Raw genomic sequence first — 19411 nt, forward strand, 5'->3', positions numbered from 1 at the left:
ACAGTTAAACTTGCAAGTTTAACTGTCAAATTGATCGCCGGATCGCGGTGCGGCCGGGTGGGGGGTTATGCGCCGGGGAGCGGGACCGGTACGACTTCGCTATATCGCGGGGTCGCGTTCTCGTGCAGCAGGTCGCCGAGGTATTGCGCCAATTCGTCGGCGGCAAGCGTGGACGGAATGTGCAGGTCTGCCGGGCGTCGCTTGCCTTCGGCGCCGAGAGCAAACACGATCCAGCGGTCGTTCTTGCGTACGACGGCGAGTAGCCGGCCAAATGCGTTGAAGCGGTATTCGTCCTGCATGGCATCGCTCCGTGAGGGTGAACGCGCCGGCTGCCCGTGCGTGCTTACTGGATCGAACAGGACAGCCAGCGGTGGATCTTGATGGCGTCACTCGAGACGCCCGCGCGCGTCGGCGCACCGAGCAGCACGACCGTTTCGCGGCGGCCCTTCACACGCATGCGCATCACGACGCCGTGCCCCGACTCGTTGATGAAGCCGGTCTTCTGCAGCCGGATCGGCAGGCGGCGGTAGCGGACGAGCGGATCGGAATTCACGTACAGCAGCTCGCCGTCGCCCGGGCGCACGGTGGTTGACGTATCCGTCGAGAAATAGCGGATCAGCGGATCCTGCGCCGCCGCGCCGACGAGCTTCGCGAGATCCTCCGCCGTCGACACGTTGTGCGGCGACAGGCCGGTCGGCTCGCGGAAGTGCGTATGGCGCATGCCGAGCCGGCGCGCTTCGCGATTCATCGCGTTGACGAACGCGGCGCGTCCGCCCGGATAGTCGCGGCTCAGCGCGGCGGCCGCGCGGTTTTCCGACGACATCAGCGCGATATGGAACATCTCGCGGCGCGACAGTTCCGAGCCGACCTGCAGGCGCGACCCGGTGAACTTGATCGTGTCGCGGTCGTGCGCGGTGACGCGCAGCACGCCGTTCAGCGGGCGGTCCGCGTCGCGCGCGACGACGGCCGTCATCAGCTTCGAGATCGACGCGATCGGTCGCACGGTGCGTGCGTTGCGGGCCAGCAGCGGCGTGCCCGAGTCGACGTCGAGCACGTAGGCCGCACGTGAATGCAGGGAATTGACCGCGCGCGGGCTGTAGCCGCAGCTCGCCATCAGGCGCGGCCTGGCGGCCGGGCGCGGGCGTACGGCGGTCGTGCGCTTGGCGCGACGCTGCTGCGTGGCCGGCGCTGCGTGACGCTTGACCGCCTGGTGCTTCACGCGCGGGCGGCGATGCTTGACGGCTTTCCTGTTGCGCTGGGCCGGTTTCTTCTTGACGGTTTTCTTGACGGCCTTCGCCGGCGCATGAGCATGCGCGGCGCGCGGCGGCGGGTTGCGTGGCGTGGACGACGCGTTCGTCGCGAAGGCGAACATCAGCATCGACAGGGCGACGAGCAGGATGGTCCGGGCGAGAGGCAGGCGCGCGATGAGGCCGGTCAAGCGAAAGTCTCCTTTTCACGCGCGGTGAGGCTGCGTGGAATGCGTGGTGGTCGGCGGGATGCGGAAAATTATACGGTCGATCGCGGGGCGATGACGATTGAAGGCGGGAAAAGATGCGCGATTCGGTGAAATTGGGAGACGCTGATCGGTGATTCGAGGAGGGCGCAGCGGCCTGCGCGCTTGCGGTCGCGCGAGATATGACGCGATACGCGGCGCGATCTTAGATCGATAGCGCCGATGCTCAACGCGGCCAGTTGCGCCGCGACACCACCGCGAAGCTGATCGCGATCGAGCCGGTCACGGGGCGCGGCGGCGCGTCGTTCAGCGCACTCATCGCGTCCACCGCATCGCCGAAACGAAAACGGCGGCCGCGGCCGTCGGCGCGTTCGGTATGTTCGACTCGTTCGGCACGACGTTTCGGCGCGCGCCGATCGATCGTTGCGGCGCGTTCGTCGATGGCGGCCGGCGCGCACGAGGTGTCGTCGGGCGGACATTCACACACGGGATCAAGAGACATGACGATCGATTCCGGAAAGGGCATGTCCGTATTGAACGTCATCGCATTCGATCGGTAAAATGAATGTTTCTATCGTTACGATTCCTTTTAAGAATGGAATTGAAACTGCTGCGAACCTTCCTGACGGTCACCGAGCTGTGTCATTTCAGCCGCGCGGCCGATGCGCTGCACATGAGCCAGCCGGCACTGAGCAAGCAGATCGGCGCGCTCGAGGCGAGCCTCGGCGGCAAGCTGTTCGAGCGCGGCCGGCATGGCGCGGAGCTTACCTCGTTCGGCGAGCGCTTCCTGCCCGATGCGCAGGCGCTGGTGCGCGATGCGGACGAGATTCTCGCCCGCGCGCGCGAGCTGTCGAGCGGGCAGCGCGGTCATTTGCGGCTGGGCATCTGCCTGTCGGTGCTGACGCTCGTCCCGAAGCTCGTCGCCGAGTTTCGCAGCCGGAATCCCGGCATTGCCGTCACGCTGAGCGACCTGTCGTCCGCGGAGCAGACGCGCCGGTTGCGCGCGGGCAAGCTCGATGCTGGGTTCCTGCGCCTGCCGTCGGACGAAGGGCTGTCGTCGTTCAAGGTGATCGACGAGGCGCTCGCGCTGGCGGTGCCGCCGCATCTCGGCCTGAAGCGCGTGCCGGCCGATCTCGGCACGCTCAACGAGATCGGCTTCATCGCGTTGCAGCGCGCACGCGGCCAAGGGTTGGCCGCGCAGGTCGACCGGTGGTGCGTCGAGCGCCGCTTCGTGCCGCACGTGACGCAGCAGGCCGAGGACGTGCAGTCGGTGCTCGCGTCGGTCGCGGCAGGCGCGGGCGTTGCGTTCATTCCGTCGCGTGCGCAATATCTGCTGCGCGACGCGACGGTATTGCCGCTCGACGGCAAGGATGCGAAGTGGCGCGTCGGGCTCGCCTGGCTGTCGGATCGAGACGATCCCGTCACCACACGCTTCGTGTCGTTCATGCGTGCCGCGATCAGGAATGCATGACGGACGAAGCGGTATAGTGTCCTCAGCCGGCGGCGGTCGCCCGATCGCGCGCCGGGCGCCCGAATGCAAACCCCAGTCTCGCTCACCGACCGCAACCCATGACTTCAGAATCCGATGACGCCCCGCTCGATCCCGCACTCGTCGCGACGCTCGCGACGCTGAACGACGCCGCGAGCGATCCGGCCGGCAAGACCTGGTCGCTGCCGAAGATCGCGAAACGCGCGCAACTGCCGATGAGCACGCTGCGCCGCGTGCTGACGCAGCTCGATGCAGCGGGCCTGAGCGCGACGACGTTGAACGAGGACGGCACCGGCAGCGCCGCGCTGACCGACGAAGGGCGCGCGGTGTGCGCGCAACTGTTCGGCGCGAACGACGCGCAATGAAAAACGGGCCGCTGGAAGCGGCCCGTCGTCTTGCGGTTCGACACGCGGCGTCGATGCGTTACCACCGCACCGTCACGCCGCCCATCACCGAATGATCGTAGGTCTGGTCGTTCAGCCCGCGCCGGTAGCCGATGTCGAGATCGAGCCACGGCCTCGGCGAATAGATCGCGCCCGCGATCACGAATGCGGGATTCGCGCCTGCGCCGCTTTCCGTGTGGCGCGACGTGCCGATGTCGGCCACGATCTGCAACTTGTCGGTCGCCTTGTAGATCGCCGCGCCGGACACGGCCCAGATTGACGTCAGGTCGCCCTGGCGATTCGGCTGGTATGTCATGCCCGCATTCGCGAGGAACGAAAACCGTGCGACGTCGAGCTGCGCGAGCAGCGTTGCGCCGGCACCCACGCGGCCGGTGCCGAGCCCGCGCCGGTCGTTGCCGGTCGGTGTCGTCAGTTTCGGTTTCAGCGCGATCGACAGCGGGCCGCGCTCGACGAACCGCCATTTCATGCCGATCTCGACATCGCCGACGCCGGCGCCGTTCTCGTCGGTGCGCGTCTGCAGGTGTGTGTACGGCGCGTTCACGTAGAGATCGACGTGTTCGCCGAACCCGCGCGTGAGCGTCGCGTTCCACAGCTGGTGGCGGCCGTTTTCTTCCTGTTTCGAGGTTTCCTCGGCGTTGAATTCGAACTGCCAGTTCGCGTTGCCCTGCGTGCCCGTGTCGTCGCTGACGAGCGGATGGGTGGCAAGGGCATCGAATGGCGCGAGGAGGGCGCTCGCGGCTGCGAGCGGAAGCATTCTTTTCATGGGATCACCTGTCGTGCGTGGCGAGCCTGCCGGCCCGGGCAGGTGGCACGGGCCGGCAGGACGCCTTCAAGCGAGGAAGCTCAGAACCACTGCTTGTAGCGGCGCACGTAGATCGTCTTGACGATCTGCGCGAGCAGGATGTAGCCGACCATCGTCGCGGCGAGCCACAGCCAGAAGGTGCCCGGCAGGTGCATGAAGCCGAGCGACTCCGCGAACGGCGAGAACGGCAGCCAGCAGCCGATCGCGATCGCGGTGAAGGTCGACAGCAGCACCGGCAGCGCGGCCGTGCTCTGCAGGAACGGGATCTTCTGCGTGCGCAGCAGGTGCACGACGAGCGTCTGCGATACCAGGCTCTCGATGAACCAGCCCGAGTTCATCACGATCTGGCCGCCGGTGCCGCCGTTCAGGTGATACATCGCACCTGCGCCGAACACCGTCCACATCAGGATGTACGTCGTGATGTCGAACACCGACGACGTCGGCCCGACCCACAGCATGAAGCGGCTGATGTTGCCGGCTTCCCACTTGCGCGGCTTCTTCAGGAACTCGGGATCCATCTTGTCCCACGGCAGCAGCATCTGCGACGTGTCGTAGATCAGGTTCAGCACGAGCAGCTGCGTCGCGAGCATCGGCTCCCACGGCAGGAACGCGCTGGCGACGAGCACCGAGAACACGTTGCCGAAGTTCGAGCTTGCGGTCATGTTCAGGTACTTCAGGATGTTGCCGAACGTCTCGCGGCCCTTGATCACGCCTTCCTCGAGCACCATCAGGCTCTTTTCGAGCAGGATGATGTCCGCGGTTTCCTTCGCGATGTCGGCGCCGCTGTCGACCGAGATGCCGACGTCGGCGTCGCGCAGCGCGGGCGCATCGTTGATGCCGTCGCCGAGGAAGCCGACCGTGTGGCCGTTCGCCTGCAGCGCCTTGACGATGCGCGCTTTCTGCAGCGGCGTGAGCTTCGCGAACACGGTCGTGCGTTCGACGACTTCCGCGAGCGTCGCGTCGTCGAGCGCTTCGATTTCCGTGCCGAGGATCGGCTTGCCGGGTTCGAGGCCGACCTGGCGGCACACCTTCATCGTGACGATCGGGTTGTCGCCCGTCAGCACCTTCACCGCGACGCCGTTCTCGCGCAGTGCGGCGAGCGCCGGCGCGGCCGATTCCTTCGGCGGATCGAGGAAGGTCAGGAAGCCGCGCACGACGAGATCGTGTTCGTCGGCGGTGCGGTACTGCTGGCGCTCGTCGCCGCGCGGGATCGTGCGCGTGGCGAGCACGAGCACGCGGAAGCCGTCCTCGTTGTAGGCGCTGGCCTGTTCGAGCAGCCGCTTGCGTGCGACGAAGTCGAGCGGGCGCACGCCGTCCTCGTCCTGCACGTGCGTGGAGACGGCCAGCATTTCCTCGACGGCGCCCTTGCAGATCAGCAGATGCGTGCCACGCGTGTCCTCGACGACGACCGACAGGCGGCGTCGCACGAAGTCGAACGGCAGTTCGTCGATCTTCTTGTAGCCCTGCGGCTTCACGCGCTCGCCGATCTCGTCGGCACGCGCGACGACCGCGATGTCGATCAGGTTCTTCTGGCCGCTCTGGTGGAAGCTGTTCAGCCAGCCGAGCCGCAGGATCTCCTCGTCCTTGTAGCCCGACAGGTCGAGGTGATGTTCGAGGATGATCTTGTCCTGCGTGAGCGTGCCGGTCTTGTCGGTGCACAGCACGTCCATCGCGCCGAAGTTCTGCACCGAGTTCAGCCGCTTGACGACGACCTTGCGGCGCGCCATCGCAACCGCGCCGCGCGCGAGGTTCGCGCTGACGATCATCGGCAGCATCTCGGGCGTGAGGCCCACGGCCACCGCGAGGGCGAACGTGAGCGCGCTCAGCCAGTCGCCCTTGGTCAGCCCGTTGATCATGAACACGATCGGCACCATCACGAACATGAACTTGATCAGCAGCCAGCTCACGCTCGCGACGCCGCGGTCGAAGCTCGTCTCGATGCGCTTGTGGCTCACGACGTTGCGCGCGAGCGAGCCGAAGTACGTGTCCTCGCCGGTCGCGACGACGACGGCCGTGGCCGTGCCGCTGACCACGTTGGTGCCCATGAAGCAGACGTTCTCGAGATCGAGCAGCGAGGCCGACGTATCGGTTGCCCCGCCGGCCGGCCGCATGTCGGCGGATTTGCCGGCAACTGCGCCAAGCGTGTCGTACTTCTCGACGGGCAGCGCCTCGCCGGTCAGCACGGCCTGGCTGATGAACAGGTCGCGCGACGCGAGCAGGCGCACGTCCGCCGGGATCATGTCGCCGGCCGACAGGTGCACGATGTCGCCGGCCACGACTTCGCGCATCGGCACTTCGCGGCGTGTCGGCTCGGACGTGTCGGTCATTGCACGCTGCACGGTGGCCGTCGTGCGGACCATCGCCTTCAGCTTCTCGGCCGCGCGCAGCGAACGGAATTCCTGCACGAAGCGCAGCAGCGCGCTGATCGTGACCATCGTCAGCAGGATCGTCATGCCCACGTAGTCGCGATCGTCGGGCGCCGCGAAGTAGACGTCGGTGCAGAAGCTGATGGCGGCCAGCACCAGCAGCACGTAGACGAACGGGTTGTGGAACGAGAGCAGCAACTGGCGGGTCCAGTGCGGCGGCTTGTCGTGCGCGATTTCGTTCGGGCCATAGTGCTGCAGGCGATCGGCGGCCTGGTCGTAGGTGAGGCCGCGCGTGCTGGTGTTCAGCGACTTCAGCGTCTCTTCGAGCGGACGGGCCGCTTCCTGCGCGGCGCGCATGATGCGCGGGTCGTTCTGCTGGGCGCCGCCGGCCTTGATGAAGCCGCGCTGTTTCTTTTGCGATGTGTTGTGTCGTGTTGTCATGAGTCGCTCCTTGCGCACGAGGCGGCGGGCGGGGAGCGACCGTGACGTTATCGACGCACGAGCGCTCCCCGCCGCGTCGCGTCAGGCGCGATCGGCTGTGGATCGGTGAAGGCGGGAACGCTCGCCGGCGCGTGCGGTGCGGCCGGAGGGGCGATGCGCAGCGTCGCACCGGCGAGCGGTAATCGACTACTGTCGTCTGAGTTCATCTGCACTCCTGTCGGTTGCGAATAATCGGCACGGGCGATCGACAGCGACGCACGCACGAAGGCGCGCGGCCGGACGGCACGCGAACGGAAAACGCACGCAGCTGACGCTGCGCGCAACACGAACGCACGCGCGCGACGGCGCATCGCGTGCATTCGGCAACAATGAAAATTCGGCGGGAGATCTGGCCAGTCAAGTCAGGCCGGAAGGACGCCGCATCCTGCTTCCCGGGATGCGGCAGAAGACGAGGCTCTGCGCGTTTTCCTCAGGCAGCAGTCAAGTTGGTCAAGGACCAACTACAACTCGCATCGGTGTTCACAGAACACTCCATGTAATTAGACGGGAGCGATGGTAATGGGTCGCTGTGCGAAGCGTCAACCCTTTTGTCAGGTGTTATTTCGAGATGCGTAATCCGGCCGGTGTGCGTGCGCAGGCGAGCGCGATAGCGCGTCATGAAACAGCCGCGCGCAGGCCATGTCGGCATGCGCGCGGCTCGCGTCGAGCGAAGTGCAGGTTACCGGTTCACCGTCGCGACGGCGGCGCCTGCATCGAGGATGCCCGAGCCTGCCGGCATCGCGGTGCACGACGTGCCGGCCGCGAGCTTCGCCGCGCGCGTGCCGCCTTGCAGCTTCTGCAGGATCTGCGCGGGCGTGAGGTTGCCGTTGACCGACAGCATCAGCGCGGCGGCACCCGTCACCTGCGGCGTCGCGAGGCTGGTGCCGTTCGCGAGGTCATAGGTGTCGGAGCCCGGCGTCGTCGTACCGGTGTTGGACGTCGACAGGATGTTGACGCCCGGTGCGCTCAGCGCGACATCGGCGCCGAAGTTGCTGAACGATGCGCGGCGGCCCGTTGCATCGGTCGCGCCGACGGTGATCACGCCACGGCAGTTCGCGGGCTGGTCGAGCCCGGTCGACAGGCCGTCGTTGCCGGCCGCGACGACCACGGTCACGCCCTTCGCGGTCACGTCGTCGATCGCCTGCTGGAACGTCGTGCTGCACGCGCCGACACCACCGAGGCTCAGGTTGATGATCTTCGCCGGGTTCGGATTGTTCGGCACGCCATTGACGGGAATGCCGGCTGCCCAGCGCATGCCGTCGGCGATGTCGCTCGTCATGCCGCCGCACTTGCCGAGCACGCGCACCGGCAGGATTCGGCTGAGCCACGACACGCCGGCGACGCCGGTGCCGTTGTTGGCGGTCGCGCCGATCACACCCATCACGCGCGTGCCGTGCCAGCTGCTGTTGCTCGGCTGGCTTGCGCAGTGATAGTACGGGCCGTTGGCGTTGTCGAGTTCCTGCTGCGTGACCCAGTCGCCCGGATCGGTGGCGTCCGGGCCGCGCGTCAAGCCGTTGTTGCTGGTGTTGACGTTGCTGATGAAGCTGTAGCCTTGCTGTATCAGATTGCCGACGAGGTCGCCGTGCGGCCGGTAGCCGGTGTCGAGCACGGCCGTGACGACGGTCGGCGAGCCCTTGGTCACGTTCCACGCGGGCGGCATGTCGATCCCGGCGGTCGGGTCGGACAGGTACCACTGCTGGCTGTAGAGCGGGTCGCTCGGCGTGTCGCGGATCTGCATCGGATGATCCGGTTCCGCGTAGTCGACGTCCGAATCGGCTGCGAATGCCTGCGCGAGCGCGGCTGCGTCGGTGGCGGCCATGCGCTGGCCGAGCGACAGCACGGTCGCGCCGTTCGAAATCGTTCGCTCGACCTGCACGTTCACCGGCGTTTGCGTGACCGTGCTCGCGTACGCGCGTGCGCTGCCGGTCACCGGTGCCATCCAGCGCGTCATCGCGCGCTGGATCACCGCGTCGAGTCGCGAGCCGTTGTCGATGGCTGCCATCGCACGCGTGGCCGTCAGCGTTTTCAGCTTGACGATGAGGTGGTCGACCGGCGGCTCGGTCGGCGCCGTCTGCGCGGCCATCTGCACGGCGGCCTGCTGCGACGTGCACGCATTGGCGCCGGACGACGAGGGCGGCGTGGTCGGTGCGGGGGCGGGCGCAGGAGCGGGCGCCGGTGCAGGTGCCGCGTTGGAAGAAGACGGGTTGCTGCCGTCGCCGCCGCCTCCGCCGCAACCGGCGAGGGGCAGGAGGGCGGCGGCGGACAGCATGCCGGCGAGCATGCGCGCGTGTGCGGAGCGCGCCAGCGCGAAATTGAAACGCTTGGTTCTCATGGTGAAACTCGATCCTCGTAGATAACCGTCGTGCCGGCGGTGGCGCTGGTCCGGCGTAAACCGGACCTTGTTTTTGTCGGGCGCCGCAGGGCTGCTGCGACGCGCCATGCATTGGGTAACGGCTAATGAGGCGGCTTCTTGAATATGTTTTGTGTGAAAAAGATGCGAGACGCAAACGATTGCGATGCTGTCTTGCAGCATGAACGCCCGTTTGGAACGGGCGATCTGTTCATGGGGTGCAAGATTGCGGGCGCTCGACCCGGCGAAACGTGCGGCGCAGGCGCTTTTGCGCGCTGCGGAAACGATTTTTCCCGGTGGAGGCCCGCGACGGAGGGCGCTTGACGCTTGCCCTGATGCGGTGCGAATTTTGTCGGGCGTAGGATCGCGATTCGTTCAACGTTTCGTCAGGAGAAAAGCATGGATCACCGCTTCCGTTGGCTCGCTGTCGCGTTGTCCTGCGCGCTGGCGGGCTCCGCGCATGCGCAGGCGCTCACCGGCACGCTGAAGAAGATCAAGGACACGGGCATCGTGTCGCTCGGCATCCGCGAGTCGTCGGTGCCGTTTTCGTATTCGGACAACCAGCAGAAGAACATCGGCTACTCGAGGGACATCGCGTCGCGCGTCATCGACGCGCTCAAGGCCGAGTTGAAGGCGCCGAACCTGACGGTGAAGGAAATCCCGATCACGTCGCAGAACCGGATTCCGCTGTTGCAGAACGGGACGATCGATTTCGAATGCGGCTCGACGACGAACACGCTCGAACGGCAGAAGCAGGCCGCGTTCTCGAACAGCATCTTTTTGTATGGTATCCGCTTCAGCACGCGCAAGGATTCGGGCGTGAAGGACTTCCCGGATCTGGCCGGCAAGACGGTCGCGACGACGGCCGGCACGTCCGACGAGCGGCTGCTGCGCAAGCTCAACGAAGAAAAAGGGATGAACATGACGATCATCAGCGCAAAGGATCACGCCGAGGCGTTCATGAATGTCACGACCGGGCGCGCGGTCGCGTTCGTGATGGACGAGCCGCTGCTGTACGGCGAGATCGCGAAGGACCGCAACCCGGGCGCGTACACGGTGGCGGGCACGCCGCTCGTCCACGAGAACTATGCGTGCATGATGCGCAAGGACGATCCGGCGTTCAAGCACGTGGTCGACGGCGTGATCGCGAAGATGCAGACATCGGGGGCGGCCGAGAAGCTCTACGATCAGTGGTTCATGCAGCCGATTCCGCCGAAGGGCGTGAGCCTCAACTATCCGCTGTCGCCGGAGATGAAGCAGCTGTTCAGGAATCCGACGGACCAGGCTCAGTATTGATTCGGCCGTCGCAATGAAAAACCGCCGGCACGTGCCGGCGGTTCGAGCGCGCCGTGCCGGGCGGCGCGAAGCGTGTCAGGCCTTGATTTCCGGGCCGTGCGCGGCGGGTGCGGCCGGTGCGGCCCGCGTTGCCGGGGCCGCCGACGGCATCGGCGGCTGTGCCGGGACGATGACGAGCAACGGTTGGGGAGCGGCCCACGCCGGCATCGCGAACCCGACGGGCTGCGGCATCGGCATCGCGAACGCGTTGGCGAGCGCGATGTGCTGGAGCGCCATCATCTGCTGCTGCATCGCGACCATCTGCGCCTGGGCCGCCTGCATCCGGTACTGCACGGCCTGCATTTGCCGCAACGCTGCCGCGGGCGGCAGGCCGCCCGACGACGACGTCTGCATCTCGAAGCTCGCGCCGCCTTGCGGGCTGTGCCAACTCCACGTGCTGACCTTCATCGGGCCGACGGCCGTCTGGACGACGCGCGTTTCGGCTTTCACGGGCACGGCCTGCCCGTCGACGTTGACGAACATCGGTTGGGCGGCCGCCGCGCCGGCCTGCCCGGCGAGGGCGAACACGGGCGCCAGCGCCAGCGCGCCCGCCGCCATATACGAACGGAATCGCATCTTCGTATCTCCATCAAACGAGACTGATCGAATCAACAATGACGTGCGGCTCACGGAGTGAGCCATCCGAGACAATGCGGCCGTCGGCTTAAATCAACATTAAAACCGCCGCCGGCCGGCCCGGTCAGCGCATGTCGGGACGCTCCGCAATCGGCATTCAACCTCGCCCGTGCCAGGGGAATCCTGTCGCCCGATGCAACAACAGGCACAATACGGAATTCGCCGCGACACGCACGCGTGTTCGACATTCGAACATTGACGCTGCGGCACTGCTGCCCGATCTCCTTCCCCGTCGTCATGAACGCCACGCTCACTCCCGCGCGCGAGTCGAATTCGCCGCGTTTCCTGCTGTTCCTGATCTGCCTGTTCGCGTCCGCCGGCCAGCTCGCAATCGACATCTACGTGCCCGCGCTGCCCGACATGGCACGTTCGTTCGCCACCACGCCGCAGGCGATCCAGTCGAGCGTGTCCGGCTACATGGCGGCCTACGCACTCGGCCAGCTGATTTTCGGGCCGGTCGCCGATGCCTACGGGCGCAAGCGCGTGCTCGCGTTCGGGCTCGTGATCTACACGATCGGCTGCCTGCTGTCGCTCGGCGCGCAGAACCTGGAGACGTTCGTGCTGGCACGCTGCCTGCAGGGCTTCGGAATCGCGACCACCAACCTGCTCGCGAAGGCGATCATCACCGATTCGTTCTCCGGCCAGGCGCTGATGCACGCGTTTACGTACATGTCGATCGCGTGGGGGCTCGCGCCGATCGTCGCACCGGTGATCGGTGCGCACCTGCAGGAATGGTTCGGCTGGCGCGCATGCCTCGTGTTCCTGCTCGTGTACTCGCTGGTGATGTGGGCGCTGCTGTGGCGATACCGCGAAACCTTGCCGAAACCCGTGCATCTCGAGCCGCGCACGCTGATGACGAACGCGGGCAAGGTGCTGGCGAGCCCGGTGTTCCAGAGCTGCTTCCTCGCACAGGGGCTGTGCTACAGCATCCTGCTCGTGTTCAACATCGTCGGGCCGTTCATGGTGCAGACCACGCTGCACAAGCCGCCGACCTTCTTCGGCTATCTCGCGCTCGGGATCGGGCTGATGTATTTCCTCGGCGGCCTGTCGAACCGGATTCACCGGCCCGGGCTGCCGAGCGCCGAGCAACGGCTGCGCATCGGCGCGCGCGTGATGGCAGGCGCGTCGGTCGCGATGCTGGTGCTGGCGCTGACCGTCGGGCTGCGCGTATGGACGCTTGCGACGCCGGTGCTCGTGATGGGCTTCTGCGCGGGCGCGATGTATCCGACGCTGATGGCCAAGGGCAATTCGCTGTTTCCGCATATCGCCGGCCTGACGAGCGCGATCCTCGGATGCGCGCTGCTGCTCGTGTCGTCCGCGATGATGGGGCTGGCCGGTTTCGTGTCGATTCACGTGCTGACGCCGCTCGCGGTGTTCTTCGTCGCGCTGTCGTGCATCGTCGTGTGGATGGTCACCAAGCTGCTGCGGTACCTGTCGCAGCAGCAGGCCCAGGCCGCGCCAGTCGCGTGTGGGCGCGGGGAGGCGGCATAAGTGCCGGCTGTCGACCGACCCATGAACCCGATTCTGCTGAATCGCGTCGCCCGAACCGATGCCGCCGACCTGATCGCCGCCAACCGCGCGAGCCGCAGCCACCATCTGCCGTGGGTCGACTCGTTCACCGACCAGGCGGGATTCGACCAGTGGTTCGGCCGCTGCCTGACGGGGCCGAACGTCGGCCTCGTCGCGCGCGAACGCACGTCCGGAGCGGTGGTCGGCGTGGTGAACCTCAACGAGATCGTCGGCGGCGTGTTCCAGAGCGCGTATCTCGGGTACTACGGCATGGCGGCGTTCAGCCGCACGGGGCTGATGACCGAAGCCACGCGCGCGGCGATCGGCGTCGCGTTCGGTGAACTCGGGCTGCATCGGCTCGAAGCGAACATCCAGCCTGGCAACCACGCGTCGATTGCGCTGGTTCGGCGGCTCGGTTTCACGAAAGAGGGGTTTTCGCCGCGCTATCTGCGCATCGGCGGCGAATGGCGCGACCACGAACGGTGGGCGCTGCTGGCCGACGGCGAGCCCCAAGCGCGCACCTGACGCCCGATATCGGGCGATCTTCTTCCCGCCACCGGCCCCTTATAGCGGATGCGCCGCGCCGGCCTGCGTCAGCAGCGAGACGGCCACCGGATCCGGCATCCCGTTCGAGTCGATTGCACCGGCTTTCGCGAGTGCGACGAGATCGCTGTCGACACCCGGTTGCCCGACGGTGAACGACGTGGTCAGGAACGCCGGCGTCGCGAACGCCACCGAATAGCGCTGCTGCAGGTTCGTCACCACGGCCGATTGCGCGGCCTGTACGGTGTTCGCGCTGTTCATCGCCTGCTGATAGCGCGAATTCCCCTGGAAATTGCCGATCAACGTGGCCGTGTTCGTGCCGAGCTGGGCGGCGAGATAGACCAGCATCAGCTCGGTCTCGGGCGTCGTATTGAACGTGCCGCCTGCATACGCGAGCGAATGCAGGGTCGTGCCGCCCGACGTCACGGTGATCACGCACGGCAGCGCGGCATTGACCGTCACGCGGTAGTTGCCGCCGCCATCCGTCAGCGTGGTCGCCGAACCCGTCACGCAGCTGACCGTCACCTGCGCACTGGCGAGCGCGTCGCCCGTCGCGGCCGTGCCCGAGATTGCGACGGTCTGCGTGTTGTTGTTGAAGCAGGCATCCACGCCGAAGCAGGCATCGCCGTTGCACGCCTGAAGCGTCGCGAGGGTGGCGACGCAGAGCGTGCCCAGCGCGGGGCGGATGAAACGGCCGGGGTGAATGTCCATGGTCGCGGGCCTTGAGGAGAGTGGGGCAACCGGTGGGCGCCGGAGAGACGGTGCCGTTCATATTCTATGTCTCGAATCGGGGGGCTGCTTGCCCGGTTGGCCCGGTTGTGGTCGGGGGCAGCCTGCCGCCGAGCGTGTCATGCGCGACACGGCTTTGCCGGCATCGCGGCGATACGACGGCATACTGAAATGACGAGGTCCGGGAGCCGACCGGAAACCTTTCAGTTCCCTTCGCAATTGGTTATGCTGCGGGACGATTAAAAACGACGAGAGAACGCGTCGCTTCCGATGGAGCCGGCGCGCCGTTTCCGACATGAACTTGAAACGACAGACGGGCCGGCCGGGCCTGCCGGGTGGCGAGGGCGATCCGGCAGCGCGGGCAGGCACGACCCGAAACGGCATTCCGCACACACGCAGCACGAAGGGTGGGGCTCGCAGGCCCGGCTTCCGGAAGGCCGCGGCCTTGCTGGCGGGCGCGGTCGTGTTGTTCGGTGGCGCGGCCATTGCAGCGCCAACCGAGGACGGCAGCACTGCCGTCGCTGTTTCGTCGGCCGCCACACCCTTCACCCCGGCCCAGTCGGCCTGCTCGCACGTGGCCGCCGCAGCGGCCTATCCGGTCGCCGCAAAACCCGAAGTCGCACCGCCGCTGAAAGGCCGCGTGACGGACACCACGGGCGTGCTGAGCGCCGCCTGCACATCCGAGTTGACCGACCGCCTCGCCGCGGTCGAACAACGGCTCGGCGTGCAGATCGCGATCCTGCTGGTCGGGTCGACCGGGCAATCGACGATCGAACAGTTCGCGACCACCGTATTCGACCAGTGGAAGCTCGGCAAGGCCGAGGTCAACAACGGCCTGCTGCTCGTCGCCGCGCTCAACGATCATACCGTGCGGATCGAAGTCGGCTACGGGCTCGAAGGCACGATTCCGGACATCGTCGCGGGCCGGATCATCCGTGAGCGGATCGTGCCGGCATTCCGCGAGAACCGCATTGAAGGCGGCATCAGCGATGCAGTGGACGCGCTGGCACGCGAAATGATGCCGGCGGACGTCGCCACGCCGGAGCAGGGGGCACCCGCGACGGCGCCCGGCGGGCGCGACGACGCATACGAAACGGCCACGGCGACCACGACCACGACGGATGCCACGAACGCACCGCCCCGTGACGCACGGACCGGCGGCGAGCAGTACCAGCCGAACGGCCTGCCGGTGCGGAAACATGCGAATACGGGCGGCGTGCGGTTCTGGTTCCTGCTTGGGGTGGCCAACGTCGTGCTGGGCGTGGTCGCGCAGTGGCGGCAACTGCGTCGCCGGGTGGCGCTGCTGGCGGCGTGGCTCGTGGCGGCCGTCGTGCCGATCGTGATGCTGCCGGTCGGCGCGATCTTCAACGGCGATCTCGAAGCCATGCTGGTCGCCGCGTTGTTCGTCCCGGCGGCGGCCGGTGTCGCGCCGTGCCTGCTCGGCATCAACCTGTTCCTGTCGGCGCGCGTGCGCAAATACACGGCGATCGTGGGCGGGACGCTGTTCATGATCATCGCGATCGGGCGCGAGATGGACTATTCGGTCGGGGAAGTGTTGTCCGGCATCTTCAGTGTGCTGTGTGTGCTCGCCGTGATCTGGGCAAAGTTGATGGGCATCGGCTCGTCTTCGTCGTCTTCCTCGTCCGGCTCCCGGTCGAACTCGAGCTCGAGCGCCGATTCGTTCCGCGGCGATGGCGGTTCGAGCGGTGGCGGCGGTGCATCGGGCCGCTGGTAGCCACCGCGCGCAGGGTCTCTGCTCACTCGCTTCTTTTCACCTGCCGCTCCATCCGGAGCGCTCAACCGGAAACTTCCACCATGAAATGGTTTCGAATCCTGCTCGTGTGCTGCGTGCTGGCTCCGCTCGCGGGGTGCGGCTATAACGCGATCCAGTCGTCGGACGAGGACATCAATGCCGCGTGGTCCGAAGTGCTGAACCAGTACCAGCGCCGCGCCGACCTCGTGCCGAACCTCGCCGCGTCGGTGAAGGGCTACGCGTCGCACGAGGAACGCGTGCTGACCGAGGTGGCGTCGGCCCGTGCGCGCGTGGGCAGCGTGCAGATGACGCCGGAGATGGCAAAGGATCCGGCCGCGCTCGCGGCGTTCGACCAGCGGCAGGGCGAGCTGTCGGGTGCGCTGAGCCGGCTGATGGTGGTGTCCGAGCGCTATCCGGAGCTGAAGGCGAACGAAGCGTTCCGCGACCTGCAGACCCAGCTCGAAGGCACGGAAAACCGCATCGCGGTTGCGCGCGGCCGCTACATCAAGACGGTGCAGCGCTACAACGTTCAGATCCGCCAGTTCCCGGGCGTCGTGATCGCGAGGCTCTTCGGCTACCAGCCGCGCCCGAACTTCGGCGTCGCGAACGAGGCGGCGATCTCGACCGCGCCGGCACTCGACTTCTCCGCACAACCGCAGTCGCCGAAGGCGAACGCGGCCGGCGAGTAAAGCCGGCTCACCCACTCACGCGCTCAGGGCTTGCGCGCGGCCGCCTTCGCGAATGCGCCGCGTACCTCGAAGCTGATTGCATCGGCCACATTGCCGCGCGCATCGACGAGTTCGAGCCGGTGCCGGCCCGGCCACGGCATCCACGCGACGCGATCGGCATGCCCAATCACCTTGTCGTCGAGCCGCCACGCGAATTTCGTGGCGCGCCCGGCCGAACGCTCGAACCAGATCCGCTGGTTCTTCGGCGGAATGTCCGGGTCGATCGCGAAGATCGTGCCGTCGGTCGGCGTGCCGATCGTCAACGGCGCGCGCGCGCCGTCCTTGCCCGGCGTGACGGGGGCGGCGAGCCGGATCGTGTCGACCGCCGTTCCCGCGATGAACCACTCGTTGCGCGACGGTTCGATATCGCGTTCGAACGTGATGCGGCGCGTCTCGACGCCGGCCGGCGCGCGCGGCGCACGGCTCGGCTGGTCGCGGTGCAGGTAGCCGACGACCGCCGACCACACCGGCGACGCCCCGGTGACGCCCGACACGTCCCACATCGGCGAACCGTCCGCATTGCCGACCCACACGCCGACCGTATAGCGCGACGTGAAACCGACCGTCCAGTTGTCGCGCATGTCCTTGCTGGTGCCGGTCTTGACCGCCGAGAAGAAGCGCGTCGCGAGCGGATTGTCGAAGCCGAACGTGCGCACCCGTGCGTTGTTGTCGGACAGGATGTCGGTCACGACGAAGCTGGCCGCCTCGCTGAACACGCGCGTGCCGTCGGCTGCGCGGGCGGGTGACGCGGCCGATGCGCCGGCTGCACCGGACGCCGGCGCCGGCACGTCGATGACCTTGCGCGCGACACCGCCGTTCGCAAGCGCGCGGTACGCGTTGGTCAGCGACAGCAGCGTGACGTCCGCACTGCCGAGCGCGAGACTGAAGCCGTAGTAGTCGCCTTCCTGCGCGAGCGGCAGGCCGAGCGCGGTCAGCGTGCGCGCGAAGCGGTGCGGCGTGACGAGCACGAGCGTGCGCACGGCCGGCACGTTCAGCGAACCGCCGAGCGCGCTGCGCACGCTCACCCAGCCCTTGAAATCCTTGTCGTAGTTCTGCGGAATGTACAGGCCGCCGCCGGCGGCGAGGTTGATCGGCGCATCGTCGAGCAGCGACGCGGCCGTCAGCCGCTTCTCGTCGATCGCCTGCGCATACAGGAACGGCTTGAGCGTCGAGCCGGCCTGGCGCGGCGCGAGCACGGCATCGACGTCGCGCGCGCCCGACAGCGCGCCGGACGAGCCGACCCACGCGCGAATCTCGCCGGTCGCGTTGTCGATCACGACGACCGCGCCGTCCTGCACGTTGCGCCGGTGCGCGGGCGCGTTGAGTTCGGTCAGCGCGCGCACCAGCGTGTCGCGCGCGAAGCGCTGTAGCGGCGCATCGAGGGTCGTGCGTATCTGCGCGCCGGCCGTTGGCCGCACCTCGGCCGCGATGCGTCGCGCGAAGTGCGGGGCGAGGGCGGCGCCGTCGTCGCGGGCCGCGCTGGCCGGGCGCGCGATGACGAGCTGCACGTAGCCGTCGAGCGACGCGCAGGCCGGCTCGGCATGCATGTCGCGCAGGATCCGGCATGCGCGCTCGGCGACTTTCGCAGGCGTTGCATTGGGCGCGCGCACGAGTGCGGCGGCGATCGCGGCTTCGCGTGCATCGAGGCCCGACGGCGCTTTGCCGAACAGCACCTGCGACAGCGCGGCGAGGCCGATCGTCTCGCCGCGGAACGGCACGAGGTTCAGGTAGGCCTCGAGCACCTGGTCCTTGCGCCAGCCGCGCTCGAGCAGCAGCGCGTTGACCGCCTGCGACGCCTTCTGCGGCAGCGAGCGCTGGCCCGACCGGCGCGGCGAATCGCTGAGCAGCCCGGCGAGCTGCATCGTGACGGTCGACGCGCCGCGCGTGCGCTCGTTCCACAGGTTGCCCCAGGCGGCGCCGGCGATGCCGCGCCAGTCGACACCGCTGTGTTTATAAAAGCGCTTGTCTTCGGACACGACGATCGCCTCGCGAAACGCGGGCGACACGTCGGCGAGCGACACCCAGTCGCCGCGCCGTTCGGTGAGGTCGACGCGCGTGCGCTGCAGCGGCGTGCCGTCGCGCGCGAGCAGCACCCAGTCGGAGCTGCGCCAGTTGCGGCGCACTTCGTCGTAGCTCGGCAGCGCATGCGCGACGAGCGGCGCGGCCAGCACGATGGCAACGAATACGCGGCCGGCGAAACGCGCCGGCCGCGGCAATACCGGATCGATCATCAAGGCCTCGTTACTTGCCCGCTTCGGCCGGCTTCACCGTCATCGGCGGGTTCGGCCACAGGCCGTACACGGACGGCGCGTACAGCGCCTCGACACGCGTCGGCGGCAGCCCGAACGTGCCGACGTTGTTCAGCCGCACCGTGTACTCGACCGAGAATTTGCCCTTCGGCAGATAGTCGTAGTACGCCCGGTAGCCGTCGAAGTCGCGCTCGATGAACGCCGGCCACGCGCCGTCCGGCGTCTTCTCGCCCTGGGTCGCGGCTTCGGAGTCTCGGCCCAGGCCCGAGCCGAGGATCGTCGAACCGGCCGGAACCGGATCGTTGACGACGACCCACGTCATGTCGCTCTGAGCATCGATGTCGAGATGCACGCGTACGACGTCGCCGCGCGTCAGCACGCCCTTGACGGCGGGCGACACGGGCGTGACGGTCTTCGTGATCCGGTAGCCGGCCGCGAACGGCGAACGCAGCGGCACCGCCGCGAGGCTTTCGATCGTGGCCCACGGGCGGCCCGTGCCGTCCTGCGTGACGGACAGCGTGGCCGGCGCCTGCGACGCGCGCGGCCACGGCAGCATCACGCTGCGGGCCGCGGCGGCGCGGGTGG

General features: G+C 67.5%; 17 protein-coding genes. 7 read left to right on the top strand and 10 right to left on the bottom strand.

Features of this window, described 5'->3' with window-relative positions:
- Positions 1 to 65: 65 nt before the first annotated feature.
- From F3J15_RS28745 to F3J15_RS28755, 3 genes are all read right to left on the bottom strand, one after another.
- Entirely contained in the window at positions 66 to 299 is a 234-nt protein-coding gene (locus F3J15_RS28745; protein WP_166895435.1) for a hypothetical protein, read from the bottom strand.
- A 44-nt stretch (positions 300 to 343) separates the two neighbouring features.
- Complete coding sequence (locus F3J15_RS28750) at positions 344 to 1438, bottom strand: serine hydrolase (protein WP_166895436.1); 1095 nt, start codon at positions 1436 to 1438, stop codon at positions 344 to 346.
- Between the two features lie 241 nt (positions 1439 to 1679).
- Positions 1680 to 1997: a hypothetical protein gene (locus tag F3J15_RS28755; protein ID WP_089447873.1), complete on the bottom strand. Its 318-nt coding sequence runs from the start codon at positions 1995 to 1997 to the stop codon at positions 1680 to 1682.
- Between the two features lie 51 nt (positions 1998 to 2048).
- On the opposite strand from F3J15_RS28755, the gene F3J15_RS28760 reads away from it, so the two are divergent.
- Both F3J15_RS28760 and F3J15_RS28765 read left to right on the top strand, forming a co-directional pair.
- Positions 2049 to 2924: a LysR substrate-binding domain-containing protein gene (locus F3J15_RS28760; RefSeq protein WP_089447872.1), complete on the top strand. Its 876-nt coding sequence runs from the start codon at positions 2049 to 2051 to the stop codon at positions 2922 to 2924.
- A 98-nt stretch (positions 2925 to 3022) separates the two neighbouring features.
- Entirely contained in the window at positions 3023 to 3307 is a 285-nt protein-coding gene (locus F3J15_RS28765) for a transcriptional regulator (RefSeq protein WP_069251804.1), read from the top strand.
- A 58-nt stretch (positions 3308 to 3365) separates the two neighbouring features.
- Here F3J15_RS28765 and F3J15_RS28770 read toward each other — a convergent pair whose 3' ends face one another.
- The 3 genes from F3J15_RS28770 to F3J15_RS28780 form a co-directional block, all read right to left on the bottom strand.
- Positions 3366 to 4109, bottom strand: coding sequence for a transporter (locus F3J15_RS28770; RefSeq protein WP_166895437.1), 744 nt, complete (start codon positions 4107 to 4109; stop codon positions 3366 to 3368).
- An 80-nt stretch (positions 4110 to 4189) separates the two neighbouring features.
- The gene (gene mgtA / locus F3J15_RS28775; RefSeq protein ID WP_166895438.1) at positions 4190 to 6955 is read right to left on the bottom strand and encodes a magnesium-translocating P-type ATPase; all 2766 of its coding nucleotides are present in this window, start codon (positions 6953 to 6955) and stop codon (positions 4190 to 4192) included.
- Positions 6956 to 7673: 718 nt separating this feature from the next.
- Complete coding sequence (locus tag F3J15_RS28780; RefSeq protein ID WP_166895439.1) at positions 7674 to 9326, bottom strand: S8 family peptidase; 1653 nt, start codon at positions 9324 to 9326, stop codon at positions 7674 to 7676.
- A gap of 417 nt (positions 9327 to 9743) precedes the next feature.
- On the opposite strand from F3J15_RS28780, the gene F3J15_RS28785 reads away from it, so the two are divergent.
- Positions 9744 to 10640: a glutamate/aspartate ABC transporter substrate-binding protein gene (locus F3J15_RS28785; RefSeq protein WP_166895441.1), complete on the top strand. Its 897-nt coding sequence runs from the start codon at positions 9744 to 9746 to the stop codon at positions 10638 to 10640.
- Between the two features lie 75 nt (positions 10641 to 10715).
- On the opposite strand, the gene F3J15_RS28790 is transcribed toward F3J15_RS28785, so the two are convergent.
- Entirely contained in the window at positions 10716 to 11255 is a 540-nt protein-coding gene (locus tag F3J15_RS28790) for a hypothetical protein (protein ID WP_166895443.1), read from the bottom strand.
- A gap of 297 nt (positions 11256 to 11552) precedes the next feature.
- Between F3J15_RS28790 and F3J15_RS28795 the strand changes: the two genes are divergently transcribed.
- Positions 11553 to 12806 carry a multidrug effflux MFS transporter gene (locus F3J15_RS28795; RefSeq protein WP_166895444.1) on the top strand — a complete coding sequence of 418 codons (1254 nt, stop codon included), beginning with the start codon at positions 11553 to 11555 and terminating at the stop codon, positions 12804 to 12806.
- A 21-nt stretch (positions 12807 to 12827) separates the two neighbouring features.
- A complete protein-coding gene (locus F3J15_RS28800; protein WP_089447863.1) occupies positions 12828 to 13349 on the top strand; it encodes a GNAT family protein in 522 nt (173 codons plus the stop codon).
- Positions 13350 to 13388: 39 nt separating this feature from the next.
- Here the strand turns inward: F3J15_RS28800 and F3J15_RS28805 are convergent, their stop codons facing one another.
- A complete protein-coding gene (locus F3J15_RS28805; RefSeq protein WP_166895446.1) occupies positions 13389 to 14078 on the bottom strand; it encodes a hypothetical protein in 690 nt (229 codons plus the stop codon).
- Positions 14079 to 14391: 313 nt separating this feature from the next.
- Between F3J15_RS28805 and F3J15_RS28810 the strand changes: the two genes are divergently transcribed.
- Positions 14392 to 15831: a TPM domain-containing protein gene (locus tag F3J15_RS28810; protein ID WP_166895448.1), complete on the top strand. Its 1440-nt coding sequence runs from the start codon at positions 14392 to 14394 to the stop codon at positions 15829 to 15831.
- Positions 15832 to 15911: 80 nt separating this feature from the next.
- Positions 15912 to 16538 (top strand): LemA family protein, encoded by a 627-nt coding sequence (locus F3J15_RS28815; RefSeq protein WP_166895450.1) that lies wholly within the window; start codon positions 15912 to 15914, stop codon positions 16536 to 16538.
- 23 nt (positions 16539 to 16561) lie between these two features.
- Here F3J15_RS28815 and pbpC read toward each other — a convergent pair whose 3' ends face one another.
- Both pbpC and F3J15_RS28825 read right to left on the bottom strand, forming a co-directional pair.
- On the bottom strand, positions 16562 to 18808 hold the full coding sequence (pbpC, locus tag F3J15_RS28820) for a penicillin-binding protein 1C (RefSeq protein ID WP_166895452.1): 2247 nt from the start codon (positions 18806 to 18808) through the stop codon (positions 16562 to 16564).
- A 10-nt stretch (positions 18809 to 18818) separates the two neighbouring features.
- A partial coding sequence (locus F3J15_RS28825) for a hypothetical protein (RefSeq protein ID WP_166895453.1) occupies positions 18819 to 19411 on the bottom strand: 593 nt, incomplete at its 5' end.

The sequence above is a fragment of the Burkholderia sp. Ap-955 genome, from assembly GCF_011753045.1.
Lineage (GTDB): Bacteria > Pseudomonadota > Gammaproteobacteria > Burkholderiales > Burkholderiaceae > Burkholderia > Burkholderia lata_D.